The sequence below is a fragment of the Agrococcus versicolor genome (assembly GCF_039531815.1).
GTDB lineage: Bacteria > Actinomycetota > Actinomycetes > Actinomycetales > Microbacteriaceae > Agrococcus > Agrococcus versicolor.
Map to the genome: position 1 here is coordinate 238,216 of NZ_BAAAQT010000005.1, position 13,428 is coordinate 251,643.

The window sequence follows — 13,428 nt, forward strand, 5'->3', positions numbered from 1 at the left end:
CACGTCGGCACTAGCGTCGCCGCCATGAGCGACGCGACGACGCATCCCCGACAGGCACGCATCGTGCTCGTCCCCGGCTTCTGGCTCGGGGCATGGGCGTGGGACGAGGTGGCGGCGCGGCTGCGCGAGGGCGGCCACGACGTCGTCGCGCTCACGCTGCCCGGCCTCGAGCCCGGCGCCGATCCCGCCGCGGTCACGCTCGAGCAGCACGTCGCCGCCATCCGCGACGCCATCGGCGAGGGCCCCGCCGTGCTCGTGGCCCATTCTGGCTCGGCGGGCGCCGCGACGATCGCGATCGATCGCGCCCCCGACGCGGTCGTGCACGCGATCTGGGTCGACACGTGCCCCGTGGTCGACGGCGCCGCGATGGATGCCGGGCTCGAGGGCGACGGCCTCGCGCTCGAGTCGGCATGGGACGACGAGCTCGAGGGCGGCTCGATGCGCGGCCTCACCGACGCGCAGCTCGCGACGTTCCGCGAGCGCGCCGTGCTCGAGCCCGCGGCGATCCTGCGCGAGCCGGCCGTCCTGCGCGACGACCGCAGGCTCGACGTGCCGCAGACGCTCGTCGCCACCGCCTTCTCGGCCGACGAGTACCGTGCCTACGCCGGGCAGGGCGCGTCGTTCCTCGCCGGGCTCGCCGAGCAGCGGGCGCTCACGATCGTCGAGCTGCCCACCGGCCACTGGCCCATGTGGTCGAGGCCGGCCGAGCTCGCGGCGCTCGTCGCCGAGCGCGCGGCGTAGGGCTCAGGCGCGGGCGCGGCGCACGATCGCGTCGACGGCCTCGACGATGCGCTCGATGTCGTCGGCGCTCGGCGCCCACGCGGGGTCGAGGCCCGAGCGCAGGTAGATGCCGTCGCTCATGAGGGTGACGACGGGGGCGAGCTCGGCGCCGATCGCGTCGGTCACGACGGCGCGATAGCCGTCGTCGACGCGCTGCAGCGCCTCGCGCAGCGCGGGATGCTGCCCCGACTGCATGAGGCGGAACGCGGCGACGAACGTGCGGTCGATCGCCGTCTCGCGCACGATGGATCCGCGGATGAAGCGTGCGACGGGCTCGGGGTCGAGCCGCAGGTCGGCGGCGTCCTGCGCGCCGAGCGCGTCGAGCCGTTCGGCGAGGCCCAGCACGAGCGCCTCGCGCGACCCGAAGTGGTAGAGCAGGCCGCCCTTCGAGACGCCGGCGTGCTCGGCGACCGCCTGCAGCGTCGCGGCGCGCTCGCCCTGCTCGACGACCACCTCCTCGAACGCGTCGAGGATGGTCTCGCGGGCGGTGGGTCGCTCGGACATGCCTCCATCCTAGCGTGACAACTGCACCGTCCAGACGGTACAGTGAGCAGCATGTCCACGACCCTGACCCCGACCTCGCGAGCAGGCGCTCGCGAGTGGATCGCCCTCGCCGTCCTCATGCTGCCCGTGCTGCTCGTCGCCATCGACAACACGGTGCTCGCCTTCGCGCTGCCGCAGATCGCCGGCGCGCTCGAGCCCACGGGCTCCCAGCAGCTGTGGATCGTGGACGTCTACCCGCTCGTGCTCGCGGGTCTCCTCGTGCCGATGGGCGTGCTCGGCGACCGGTTCGGGCGTCGCCGGCTGCTCATGATCGGCGCGATCGGCTTCGGCGTCGTCTCGGTGCTCTGCGCCTTCGCGCCCAGCGCCGAGTGGCTCATCGCCGGCCGCGCGCTGCAGGGGCTCTTCGGGGCGACGCTCATGCCGTCGACGATGTCGCTGCTGCGCAGCCTGTTCCGCGACCGCGTCCAGCGCCGCCTCGCCATCGCGATCTGGGCCACGGGCTTCTCGGTCGGATCCGCCGTCGGCCCCTCCGTGGGCGGGCTGCTGCTCGCGCACTTCTGGTGGGGCAGCATCTTCCTGCTCGCCGTGCCGCTGCTCGTGCCGCTGCTCGTGCTCGTGCCGCTGCTCGTGCGCGAGAGCCGCGACGCGACCGCGCCGCGCGTCGACATGATCGGCATCGTGCTCGCGATGCTCGCGCTCGCCCCGTTCGCCGCGGCCGTGAAGCACGTCGCGACCGACGGCGTCGACCTCGTCGCCATCGGGCTGGCAGCGCTCGCCATCGCATCCGGCGTGCTCTTCGTGCGCCGCATGGAGCGCGCGGAGCACCCGATGCTCGACCTCGCGCTGCTGCGCGATCGCGCCTTCTCGACCGGCGTGCTCGTCAACCTGCTGTCGGTCGTCGCGCTCGTGGGCTTCCTGTTCTTCCTCACGCAGCACCTGCAGCTCGTCGTCGGCATGTCGACGCTCGAGGCCGCCCTCGTGCTGCTGCCAGGCACCGCGGCCATGATCCTCGCGGGCCTCGGATCCGTGCGGCTCGTGCGGCGCGTGCGGCAGGAGGTCGTCATGGTGGGCGCGCTCGCCCTGTCGACCGTCGCGTACCTGCTCGTCGCCGTGCTCGGGGCCGACATCTCGGTCGCCGCCATCGCGACGGCCTTCGCGCTGCTCGGCGCGGGCATCGGCGCCGCCGAGACGCTGTCGAACGACCTCGTGCTCGCGAGCGCACCCGTCGACAAGGCCGGCGCCGCCGCGGGCGTCTCGGAGACCGCGTACGAGCTCGGAGCCGTGCTCGGCACCGCCGTGCTCGGCGGCATCCTCACCGCCGTCTACCAGGCGCGCCTCGTCGTGCCCGACGGCATCGGCGCGGCCGACGCGATGCGCGCCGGCGAGACGCTGAGCGGCGCGATCCACGTGTCCGAGACCACCGGCGGGGAGGCGGGCGCGGCGCTCGCCGAGGCTGCGCGCCACGCGTTCGACGCGGGCGTCGTCTGGACGTCGGGCGTCGGCGCCGCGCTCATCGCGACGGCCGCGCTCGTCACCTGGTGGCGACTCGTGCGCGGCCGCCGCGGCGGCCCGACGACGGCGGCGCTCGCCATCGCCGCCAGCGAGCGCTGACGCCTGCCGGTCGCCGTCGTCGACGGCGACCGGTCAGCGTCCGACGTACAGCTCGAGCGCGATCCCGTCGGGATCCTTGAGGCTCAGCGCGCTGCCGTAGTCGACGTCGACCACGCCGTCGTGGTCGATGCCGACGGCATCGAGGTGCTCGGCCCATGCCACGAGCTCGTCGCGCGAGGCGACGCCCAGGCCGAGGTGGTCGAGCCCCGGCCGGAACGGGCTGAACCCGTCCGCGCTCGTGCGCTCATGCTGCGTCAGCCCGAGGTTCGTGCCGCCGGGCAGCGCGAAGAGGCGGCGCTGCAGGCCGTCGCCCGCGAGCTCCGCCACGGGCGGCGCACCGAGCAGCCGCTCGTAGAACGCGACGCTCGCGTCGAGGTCGCGCACCGTGATCGCGACGTGGTGCACGCCGGAGATCGTCGGCATCAGACGAGGTCGTCGCGGTGCTCCACGCGCTCGACGCGCTGGCCCGTCGCCGGGTCGACGTTCGTCGAGCGGACGGTGCGCGAGCGACCGCCGCGGGCGAGCTGCACCGCGCCGGCGATCGTGACGAGGAGGCCGGCGCCCATGACGATGTAGCCGATGAGCATCCAGTCGACGCCGGGCACGGACCACAGTCCGGGCACCGCGAACGTGACGATGGCGCCGAGGGCGAGGAGGAAGATCCCGAATCCGAGCATGGCGCTCTCCTTTCGATCGCGGGCGCGACGATCGCGCCGGATCCCGGCCGACCCTAGTCGGGCCCGGAGCGATGGGGGCAGCGCTGGACAGCGCGTCATCGCTGTGCATCCCTCACCGCCACTCGGCCCCGGGCGGCGTGCTCGCCCGCGCGGGCGCCGCCGGTAGGCTCGCCCGCAGGAGGTACGCGTGGAGCAGCTGCGACTCGCCATCATCGGCGGCGATGGGATCGGACCCGAGGTCACGAGCGAGGCGAGGAAGGTGCTGCGCGCCGCCCTCGACGGCACGGTCGACCTCGTCGAGACGGAGTTCGCGCTCGGTGCGACCCACTACCTCGAGACCGGCGACATCCTCACCGACGAGACCATCGACGCGATCGCCGAGCACGACGCGATCCTGCTCGGCGCCGTCGGCGGCGACCCGCGGGACCCTCGCCTCGCGGGCGGCATCATCGAGCGCGGCCTGCTGCTGCGCCTGCGCTTCGCGTTCGACCACTACGTCAACCTGCGGCCCACCGCGCTGCACCCGGCCGTGACGTCGCCGCTGCGCGACCCCGGCGAGGTCGACTTCGTCGTCGTGCGCGAGGGCACCGAGGGCCCGTACGTCGGCAACGGCGGCAGCCTCCGCACCGGCACGCCGCACGAGATCGCGAACGAGACGAGCGTCAACACCGCCTTCGGCGTCGAGCGCGTCGTGCGCTACGCCTTCGACCTGGCCGAGACGCGCTCGAAGCGCCTGACGCTCGTGCACAAGACGAACGTCCTCGTCCACGCGGGCGGCCTCTGGCGTCGCATCACCGACGCGGTCGCCGCCGAGCACCCCGACGTGACGGTCGACTACCTGCACGTCGACGCCGCGACGATCTTCCTCGTCGACCGCCCGAGCCGCTTCGACGTCATCGTCACCGACAACCTCTTCGGCGACATCCTCACCGATCTCGCCGGCGCGATCGCCGGCGGCATCGGGCTCGCGGCGTCGGGGAACATCAACCCCGACGGCACCTTCCCGAGCATGTTCGAGCCCGTGCACGGATCCGCGCCCGACATCGCGGGCACCGGCACGGCCGATCCCACCGCGGCGATCCTCTCGGCAGCCCTGCTCGCGGAGCACCTCGGCCACGCCGACGCCGCGCGCCGCATCCGCGACGCCGTCGACCAGGACGTCGCCCAGCGCCCGGCACCCACGACCACCTCCGAGACCGGCGACCGCATCGTCGCGCTCGTCGCAGCAGCGTAAGGAGCCCCGATGGCCCTCCAGTTCACCTCCACGCCCTCCACCGCCCGCAAGGCGCAGGCCGAGCGCGAGGCCGTGCTCGCCGACCCCGGCTTCGGCAGGCACTTCACCGACCACATGGTCCTCATCGACTGGACGGTCGAGGACGGCTGGCACGACGCGCGCGTCGAGCCGTACGGCCCCTTCACGGTCGACCCGGCCTCCGCCGTGCTGCACTACGGCCAGGAGATCTTCGAGGGGCTCAAGGCCTACCGGCGCGAGGACGGCTCCGTCTGGACGTTCCGCCCGGACCAGAACGCCGCCCGCATGCAGCGCTCGGCGCAGCGCCTCGCGCTGCCGCAGCTGCCGACGGAGGACTTCGTGGAGTCGCTGCGCAGGCTCGTCGAGGTCGACGAGCAGTGGGTGCCCGCCGGTGGCGAGGACTCGCTCTACCTGCGGCCGTTCATGATCGCGAACGAGGTCTTCCTCGGCGTGCGCGCGGCGCAGACCGTGCTGTTCTCGGTCATCGCGAGCCCGGCGGGCCCGTACTTCCCCGCAGGCGTGAAGCCCGTCTCCATCTGGCTCTCGCGCGAGTACGCCCGTGCGGGCAAGGGCGGCACGGGCGCGGCCAAGTGCGGCGGCAACTACGCCGCGAGCCTGCTGCCGACGCAGGAGGCGTTCGCGAACGGCTGCGCGCAGGTGCTCTTCCTCGACGAGTCGGGCGACGCGAACCTCGAGGAGCTCGGCGGCATGAACGTCGTGCTCGTGAAGGCCGACGGCACGCTCGTGACGCCGCGATCGGAGTCGATCCTCGACGGCATCACGCGCAACTCGCTGCTCGAGCTCGCGCAGGACATGGGCCACGCGGTCGAGCACCGTCCCGTCACGCTCGACGAGTGGCGCGACGGCGTCGCCTCCGGCGAGATCGTCGAGTCGTTCGCGTGCGGCACCGCCGCCGTCATCACGCCGATCGTCGCCATCAAGGCGAAGGACGAGGCGGATGCGTTCGGCGATCCCGACGCGCCCGCGGGCGAGGTCACGATGGCGCTGCGCACGGCGCTCACCGACATCCAGCACGGCCGCGCCGACGATGCGCACGGCTGGATGACGCAGCTCGTCGAGGCACGCTGATGCGCATCGTCCGCGCCTCGCACGAGGGCCGCATCGTCTTCGGCGTCGTCGACGAGACCGACGTCGTCGTGCTCGCCGGCGACCCGCTCTTCGCCGGCTTCGACACGACGGGGGAGCGCATCCCGCTGTCGAAGGCGCAGCTGCTCGCGCCCGTCATCCCGCGCTCGAAGGTCATCGGCGTCGGGCGCAACTACGCCGCGCACGCCGCCGAGCTCGGCAACGACGTGCCGACGGCGCCGCTCATCTTCCTGAAGCCCAACACGTCGGTCATCGGCCCGGGCGACCCGATCGTGCTCCCGCCCGAGTCGTCGAACGTGCACTTCGAGGGCGAGCTCGCGCTCGTCGTGGGTCGCGTGACGCGGCGTGTGTCGAAGGCCGACGCCCTCGACCACGTCTTCGGCTGGACGATCGCGAACGACGTCACGGCGCGCGACCTGCAGCAGTCCGACGGTCAGTGGTGGCGCGCGAAGGGGTTCGACACGTTCTGCCCCCTCGGGCCGGGCATCGAGACCGACCTCGACGTCGCCGACCTGCTCGTCGAGACGCGGCTCGACGGCGAGACCATGCAGTCGGGCTCGACGCGCGACCTCATCTTCGACATCCCGACGATCGTCGAGCACGTCTCGGCCGCCATGACCCTGCTGCCGGGCGACGTCATCCTCACGGGCACGCCCGCGGGCGTCGGGCCGATGACGGCCGGGCAGGTCGTCGAGGTCTCGATCCCGGGGCTCGGCACGCTGCGCAACCCGGTCGTCCAGGGATGACCCGCATGGCCGCCGGGCGCGCCGCGATGCCCGGCGTCGCCGCCTGCATCGGGGGCGCGGTCGTCGCCCTCGGCATCCACCAGGTGCTCGTCACCATGGGCGTCGACGTGCCGTGGCTCACGCTGGCGGTGCTCGTGGGGCTCGTGCTCGGGCAGACGCCGCTCGCGGCGCATCCGCGCCTCGTCCCCGGCACGAAGGTCGCCGGGCGCACGCTCATGCGCGCCGGGATCGTGCTGCTCGGCCTGCAGATCGTGCTCGCCGACGTCGTCGCGCTCGGGCCCGTGCTCATCGCCGCCGTCGTCGCCCTCGTCGGGCTCGCGTTCGCGATCACGTGGACGCTGGCGTGGCTGGCGGGGATGTCCGCCGACCAGCGCGTGCTCATGGCGGCCGGCTTCTCGATCTGCGGGGCGAGCGCCGTCGGCGCCGTCGCACAGGCGCGCGGCGCCTCCGAGCGCGACCAGGCGACGCCCGTCGCGCTCGTGACGCTGTGCGGCACCGCTGCGATCGGCGTCCTGCCCCTGCTGCGCGTGCCGCTCGGCCTCGACGAGGCCGCGTTCGGCGTGTGGACGGGGGCGAGCGTGCACGACGTCGGCCAGGTCGTCGCGACCGCCGCGATCGCCGGCCCCGGCGCGCTCGCGCTCGCGGTCGTCGTCAAGCTCGTGCGCGTCGTGTGCCTCGCGCCCATGACGGCGCTCGTCGCCGCCCGCCGTCGGCGGACGTCCGAGGGTGCCGGCGCGCGGCCTCCGCTCGTGCCGCTCTTCGTCGTCGGCTTCCTCGTCGCCGTCGCGGTGCGCGCGCTCGTGCCGCTGCCGCAGCCCGTGCTCGACGTCGCGGCGTTCGCGCAGCAGCTGCTGCTGGCCTCGGCGCTCGTGGGGCTGCTGTCGCGCGTGCGCCTGCTGGACCTCGTGCGTCAGGACTGGCGCGGCGTGCTCGTCGCCGTCGGCGCCTCGACGTGCATCGCGGCGCTCGCGCTCGCGCTCCTGCTGCTGCGCTGACCCGCCGCGCGCTCAGCGCTCGCGCACCACCGTCGCCGCGGGGCCGTCGCCGACGTCGATCGATCCGGCGTCGCCGACCTCGAGCATGTCCTCGGGGTCGACGAACGTCACGCCGTGCCCGTCGAGCGCGAGGCGTCGCGCGGCCTCGAGCAGCATGCGCCGACCGACGTCGCGCACCTCGTGCACGCGCGTGAGGTCGAGCACGATCTCGCGGGCGCCCTCCTCCTCGCGCTCGAGCTCGACGAGCAGCCGCTCCATGCCGACGAAGTCGACGGCGCCCTGCAGCTCGTACGTCGAGTCGAGGTCGCCGTCCCCGTCGCCGTCCTCGGCGGCGTGGCCGTGGGTGAGGGGCCGCGCCGCGGGCGGCACCTCCATCAGGTGCATCCCCATGTCGCGCGAGAGGCGCTCGAAGATGCGCACGCCGCGCGTGGAGTTGCCGTGCTCGTCGAGCCGCGGCGAGAAGGCCGCGAAGCCGCCCTTGCCGGGCAGCGCGCCGATGACGCCACCCGAGACGCCCGACTTCGCGGGGATCCCGACGAGCGTGAACCAGTCGCCCGCGGCGTCGTACATGCCGCACGTCGTCATGACCGACAGCACCTGCCGCGCGACCCAGCGGGGCACGACGCGCTCGCCCGTCTCGGGATGCACGCCGGCGTTCGCGAGCGTCGCCGCCATGACGGCGAGGTCGCCGACGTCGACGAGCAGCGAGCACTGCCGCGTGTAGCCGTCGACGACCTCGGTGGGCTTCGCCTCGATGATGCCGTGGTTGCGGAGCATGTACGCGATGGCGTGGTTGCGGTCGGCCGACTCGAGCTCGGAGGCGTGGACCTCCTCGTCGACCTCGAGGTCGCGACCGGCGAAGGCGGCGAAGCCCGCCTGCACGCGGTCGGCGTCGAGCATCGAGTGCACCGTGATGGCGCCCGCGTTGATCATCGGGTTGAGCGGGCGGCCCGTCGCGGGATCGAGCGAGATCTCGTTGAACGCGTCGCCGGAGGGCTCGACGCCGACGCGCTCGAGCACGGCGTCGAGGCCGTGGTCGACGAGCGCGAGGGCGTAGGCGAACGGCTTCGAGATCGACTGGATCGTGAAGCGCACGTCGGCGTCGCCCACGGCGTACCGCGTGCCGCTCGGGGTGCTGAGGGCGAGGGCGAGGCGATCCGGATCCGCGTCGGCGAGCTCGGGGATGTAGGCGGCCAGCTCGCCCCCGTCCTCGTCGGAGCAGGCCTGGAGGACCTCGGACAGGTAGTCGGGGAGGGGGGAGCGCACCGACCCAGCCTGCACCACGCACGCCGCGCCACCGGTCGACCGCGGCCGCCCGCGCGCCGCTATCCTGGCCGCGAGCGGGCGGCCGCGCCTGCACGGAGGGACGACGATGTCCGAGATCCAGCAGCTCCTCGACCGCATGCCCGTCGCGCGCATCGCGACGCAGGCGGGCGTCGACGAGGCCGACGCCCGGCGCGCCATCGAGGCGGTGCTGCCCGCGCTCGTCGGCGGGATGCAGGCGAACGCGCAGGACGGGGCCGGGGCGGCATCCCTCGAGCGTGCGCTCGCGCAGCACCGCGGCGCGCTCGACGCGCGGCTCGGCGGGGACGTCGACCCCGACGACGGCCGGCGCATCGTGCGCAACGTGTTCGGCGGCCGCGCCGACGACGTCGCGACCGCGCTCGGCGGCGCGGGCGGCGGTGCGCTCGGCGACGTCGTCCGCAAGGTGCTGCCGATCGTCGCGCCCATGGTGCTCGCGTGGCTCGCCGAGCGCGTCCTCGGGGGCGGCGGTGGCGGCGGTGCAGGCGCATCGCGCCCCGCCGCGGGCGGCCGTGCGGCGCCTGAGCGCACCGGAGGGGAGAACCCCTTCGCGCGCAGCGGCGGCGGCGCGGGCGACGGCGCGCTGCGAGCGCCCGGAGGATCACGGCCGAGCGCGCCGCGATCCGGTGGTTCCCGGGAGCAGCCGCGCGAGCCGTCCGGCGGCGGGCTGGGCGACCTGCTCGGCGGCATCCTCGGCGGCGGCGCGGGCGGGGGATCCGGCGGCGGCATCGTCGGCGACCTCCTGGGCGGCCTCCTCGGCGGCGGACGCCGCTAGCGTCCGGCGCCGCCGGGGCTCATCCGCCTCCTCGCCTGCCCTCTCGGATGCGCACGATCGACTCGGCGGCGCCGACCGCGACGAGGATGAGGGTCGCGACCACGCCGAGCCCGACCGGGGGCACGATCGGGGCGAGCGCGCCGGCCGCCGCCAGCGCGCCGATCCCCGCGAGCTGCGTCGGCATCCAGCGGTGGTCGAGCACGAGGCGGAACAGCAGGGTGCCGACGAGGAAGAGCGCCGGGCCGCCCAGGATGGCGAGCGTGCCCGCGAGGCCCGCCTCGTCGGGATGCGACAGCATCTCCTTGTCGGCGACGCTCATCACGACGATGCCGCCGATCACGGCGAGGTGCACGTAGGTGTATGCGGTGCGCGCGAGCCGCCCCGGGGTCCGCGATCGCGCGATCGCCTCCGACCCCATGCGCTCGCCGTGGTCGAAGTAGATCCACCACATCGCGGCGGCCGCGACGAAGGCGCTGATCATCGTGACGACGGATGCGGCGCTCGTCTCCTTCGCCACGAAGGCGAAGCCGGTCACGAGGAACGACTCGCCGAGCGCGATCAGCACGAACAGGGCCGCGCGCTCGGCGATGTGCGGACCGCTGAGGTCCCAGCGCTCGACCGGCGCCGTGCCGAGCCCGGGGGTGCGGAACCCCGTGCTCGCCGAGACGTAGTCGACGACGAGCGCCGCGCACCACAGCGGCAGCTGGGCGGGCAGCGGCAGCAGTGCGCCACCGATCCAGAGCGCCGCGCCGATCCCGTTCCAGAAGAGCAGCCGCAGCACGAGCTCGGCGAGCTCGCGGTCGTGGCGCCATGCCGCCCACGCCATGAATGCCGAGCGCCCCACCTGCAGCACCACGTAGGCGATCGCGAACGCCCACGCCCGGTCGCCGAACGACTCCGCGATCGACACGCTGACGACGAACGCGACGAACGCCAGCGCGACGACGGCGCCCCGCACCGGCAGATGCTCGGGATCGAGCCAGTTCGTCACCCAGGTGGTGGAGATCCACAGCCACCACAGCGCGCAGACCAGGATCGCGCCCTCGAACGCGCCGAGCAGGTCCTGATGCTCGTACAGGTATGCGGAGAGCTGCGTCAGCGCGAACACGAAGACCAGGTCGAAGAACAGCTCGATGAAGGTCACGCGGTCGGCGTCGCCGGCCCCGTCCTTGCGCAGCACGTCGCGTCGCGACCCGAACCGAGCATGCGTCATGTCGTGATGATGGCAGACGCTCGACCCGCGCCCGACGCCTAGGATGGGAGGCGCCATGAGCGTCCCCTTCTCCTCCGCGACGGGCGCCGACGTGCGCGTCCGCTTCTGCCCGTCTCCCACCGGCACCCCGCATGTCGGTCTCATCCGCACGGCCCTGTTCAACTGGGCCTACGCGCGCCACACCGGCGGTCGCCTCGTCTTCCGCATCGAGGACACCGACGCAGCCCGCGACTCCGAGGAGTCGTACCACCAGCTGCTCGATGCGCTCGGCTGGCTCGGCATCGACTGGGACGAGGGCGTCGAGACCGGTGGCCCGCACGCGCCGTACCGGCAGTCGCAGCGCGGTGCCATCTACCGCGACGTCATCGAGCGGCTGCGCGAGTCCGGCCACCTCTACGAGTCGTTCGCGACCGCCGAGGAGATGGAGGAGCGCAATCGCGCCGCCGGCCGCGACCCGCGACAGGGCTACGACAACCACGAGCGCGACCTCACGGACGAGCAGCGCGCCGCGTTCCGCGCCGAGGGTCGCCAGCCGAGCCTGCGCCTGCGCGTGCCCGACGAGGACCTCTCGTTCGACGACCTCGTGCGCGGCCCCATCACGTTCCCCGCGGGCTCGTCGCCCGACTTCGTCGTCGTGCGCCCCAACGGGCAGCCGCTGTACACGTTCGTGAACCCCGTCGACGACGCGCTCATGGGCATCACGCACGTGCTGCGCGGCGAGGACCTCCTGTCGTCGACCCCGCGCCAGATCGCGCTCTACCGCGCGCTCGCCGACGTCGGCGTCGTCGAGGCCATCCCGCGCTTCGGCCACCTGCCGTACGTCATGGGCGAGGGCAGCAAGAAGCTCTCGAAGCGCGACCCGCAGTCGAACCTGTTCCTGCTGCGCGAGGCCGGCTTCATCCCCGAGGGCCTGCTCAACTACCTGGCGCTGCTCGGCTGGTCGATCGCGCCCGACCGCGACGTCTTCACGCGCGACGAGCTCGCGGCGGCGTTCGACGTCGAGGACGTCAACCCGAACCCGTCGCGCTTCGACGCGAAGAAGGCCGAGTCGCTGAACGGCGACCACGTGCGCGCGCTGCAGCCCGTCGACTTCGCGACGCGCCTCGTGCCGTACCTGGGCGACGCGCTGTCGTCGCCGCCCACGGTCGAGGAGCTGGCGCTGCTGTCGAAGGCCGCCCCGCTCGTGCAGGAGCGCATGCAGCTGCTCGGCGAGGCGCACGGCATGCTGCGCTTCCTCTTCCTCACGGCCGACGAGGTGCACTACGAGGAGGATGCGCTCGGCGCGCTCCGCGACGACGCGCACGCCACGCTGGCCGCCGCCTCCGCAGCCCTCGCCGACGAGACGGTGCCGTTCACGATCGACGACGTCGAGCGCGTGCTGCGCGAGGTGCTCATCGAGCGGCTGGGGCTCAAGCCCCGTCTCGCGTTCACGCCGCTGCGCGTCGCGATCAGCGGCCGTCGCGTGTCGCCGCCGCTGTTCGAGTCGATGGTCCTCCTGGGCCGCGACGAGACGGTCGCCCGCCTCGGGCGCCTCATGGGACGCATCTGAGCGTGGAGGTCGACGTCGTCGTCGTCGGCGCGGGGCCTGCGGGGCTCGCCGCCTCGCTCAACCTCGCCCGCGCGCAGCGGACGGTGGCGCTCCTCGACTCGAACCGCCCGCGGCATGCCGCGACGCTGCGCAGCCACGGCTTCCTCAGCCGCGACGGCATCTCGCCGCTCGAGCTGCGCACCATGGGACGCGAGGAGGTGCTCTCGTACCCGACCGTCACGTACGAGCGCACGATCGTCCACTCCATCTCGCCCGTCGACGGCGGCTTCGTCACCGTCGCGAAGCGCCCGGGCACCGAGGCGCAGACGGAGGTGCACAGCCCCGCCGTGCTCCTCGCGACCGGCCTGACCGAGGCGCTGCCGCTGCCGTCGATGGTGCGCACCTGGTACGGCACGAGCCTGCACTCCTGCATGGACTGCGACGGCTACGACAAGCGCGGCGAGCCGCTCGCCCTCATCGGCGAGACCGACGACCTCGCCGAGCGCGCCCTCGTCATCCGCAGGCACACCGACGACCTCGTCGTGTTCACGAACGGCGTCGGCACGATCACGGACGACGACGAGTCGCGCCTGCGCGACCTCGGCGTCGTCGTCGACCGCACGCCCATCGTGGCGCTCGAGGGCGACCGCGAGGGCATGCGCGAGGTCGTGCTCGCCGACGGTCGCCGGTCGCAGCGCACCGGCGGCTTCGTGCGGCCCGTGTGGCATGCGAGCCTCGGCTTCGCCGACCTGCTCGGGCTCGAGCGCGACGACGAGGGGCTCGTCGTCGTCGACGGCGCCCAGCGCACGAGCGTGCCGGGCGTCTACGCCGCCGGCGACCTCACGCCCGGCTTCCGGCAGCTCGCCGTCGCGGCGGGCGAGGGCACCATCGCGTCGTCGGTCATCAACCGCGACCTCATCGCCGTCGGCCGCTAGCGC

The 13,428-nt window shown here is 73.8% G+C and carries 14 protein-coding genes; 9 read left to right on the forward strand and 5 right to left on the reverse strand.

The genetic code is table 11. The annotated features are described in order from the left end of the window. Positions 1-24: 24 nt before the first annotated feature. Positions 25-741 carry an alpha/beta fold hydrolase gene (locus ABD249_RS03890; RefSeq protein WP_344340521.1) on the forward strand — a complete coding sequence of 239 codons (717 nt, stop codon included), beginning with the start codon at positions 25-27 and terminating at the stop codon, positions 739-741. A 3-nt stretch (positions 742-744) separates the two neighbouring features. Here ABD249_RS03890 and ABD249_RS03895 read toward each other — a convergent pair whose 3' ends face one another. After that, positions 745-1,284: a TetR/AcrR family transcriptional regulator gene (locus ABD249_RS03895; protein WP_344340523.1), complete on the reverse strand. Its 540-nt coding sequence runs from the start codon at positions 1,282-1,284 to the stop codon at positions 745-747. A gap of 51 nt (positions 1,285-1,335) precedes the next feature. Between ABD249_RS03895 and ABD249_RS03900 the strand changes: the two genes are divergently transcribed. Further along, the gene (locus tag ABD249_RS03900; RefSeq protein ID WP_344340524.1) at positions 1,336-2,895 is read left to right on the forward strand and encodes an MFS transporter; all 1,560 of its coding nucleotides are present in this window, start codon (positions 1,336-1,338) and stop codon (positions 2,893-2,895) included. Between the two features lie 33 nt (positions 2,896-2,928). Here the strand turns inward: ABD249_RS03900 and ABD249_RS03905 are convergent, their stop codons facing one another. Both ABD249_RS03905 and ABD249_RS03910 read right to left on the reverse strand, forming a co-directional pair. After that, positions 2,929-3,318, reverse strand: coding sequence for a VOC family protein (locus ABD249_RS03905; protein ID WP_344340527.1), 390 nt, complete (start codon positions 3,316-3,318; stop codon positions 2,929-2,931). Beyond that, on the reverse strand, positions 3,318-3,572 hold the full coding sequence (locus ABD249_RS03910) for a DUF6458 family protein (RefSeq protein ID WP_344340530.1): 255 nt from the start codon (positions 3,570-3,572) through the stop codon (positions 3,318-3,320). Before ABD249_RS03910 ends, ABD249_RS03905 begins: the two co-directional genes overlap by 1 nt. 187 nt (positions 3,573-3,759) lie before the next feature. On the opposite strand from ABD249_RS03910, the gene ABD249_RS03915 reads away from it, so the two are divergent. The 4 genes from ABD249_RS03915 to ABD249_RS03930 are packed head-to-tail and all read left to right on the forward strand — an operon-like array spanning position 3,760 to position 7,672. Continuing rightward, complete coding sequence (locus ABD249_RS03915) at positions 3,760-4,806, forward strand: 3-isopropylmalate dehydrogenase (RefSeq protein WP_344340533.1); 1,047 nt, start codon at positions 3,760-3,762, stop codon at positions 4,804-4,806. 9 nt (positions 4,807-4,815) lie between these two features. Further along, entirely contained in the window at positions 4,816-5,913 is a 1,098-nt protein-coding gene (locus tag ABD249_RS03920) for a branched-chain amino acid aminotransferase (protein WP_344340536.1), read from the forward strand. Then, on the forward strand, positions 5,913-6,677 hold the full coding sequence (locus ABD249_RS03925; protein ID WP_344340538.1) for a fumarylacetoacetate hydrolase family protein: 765 nt from the start codon (positions 5,913-5,915) through the stop codon (positions 6,675-6,677). Before ABD249_RS03920 ends, ABD249_RS03925 begins: the two co-directional genes overlap by 1 nt. A 5-nt stretch (positions 6,678-6,682) precedes the next feature. Further along, positions 6,683-7,672: a YeiH family protein gene (locus ABD249_RS03930; RefSeq protein WP_344340541.1), complete on the forward strand. Its 990-nt coding sequence runs from the start codon at positions 6,683-6,685 to the stop codon at positions 7,670-7,672. 12 nt (positions 7,673-7,684) lie between these two features. On the opposite strand, the gene ABD249_RS03935 is transcribed toward ABD249_RS03930, so the two are convergent. Continuing rightward, positions 7,685-8,938: a glutaminase gene (locus ABD249_RS03935; RefSeq protein ID WP_344340544.1), complete on the reverse strand. Its 1,254-nt coding sequence runs from the start codon at positions 8,936-8,938 to the stop codon at positions 7,685-7,687. A gap of 106 nt (positions 8,939-9,044) precedes the next feature. On the opposite strand from ABD249_RS03935, the gene ABD249_RS03940 reads away from it, so the two are divergent. Next, positions 9,045-9,749, forward strand: a complete 705-nt coding sequence (locus ABD249_RS03940; protein ID WP_344340547.1) for a DUF937 domain-containing protein — start codon at positions 9,045-9,047, stop codon at positions 9,747-9,749. A gap of 19 nt (positions 9,750-9,768) precedes the next feature. On the opposite strand, the gene ABD249_RS03945 is transcribed toward ABD249_RS03940, so the two are convergent. Then, positions 9,769-10,962, reverse strand: coding sequence for a low temperature requirement protein A (locus tag ABD249_RS03945; protein WP_344340550.1), 1,194 nt, complete (start codon positions 10,960-10,962; stop codon positions 9,769-9,771). A gap of 55 nt (positions 10,963-11,017) precedes the next feature. On the opposite strand from ABD249_RS03945, the gene gltX reads away from it, so the two are divergent. Both gltX and ABD249_RS03955 read left to right on the forward strand, forming a co-directional pair. Then, positions 11,018-12,511 (forward strand): glutamate--tRNA ligase, encoded by a 1,494-nt coding sequence (gene gltX, locus ABD249_RS03950; protein ID WP_344340553.1) that lies wholly within the window; start codon positions 11,018-11,020, stop codon positions 12,509-12,511. 2 nt (positions 12,512-12,513) lie between these two features. Further along, a complete protein-coding gene (locus ABD249_RS03955; protein ID WP_344340556.1) occupies positions 12,514-13,425 on the forward strand; it encodes an NAD(P)/FAD-dependent oxidoreductase in 912 nt (303 codons plus the stop codon). Positions 13,426-13,428 lie beyond the last annotated feature (3 nt).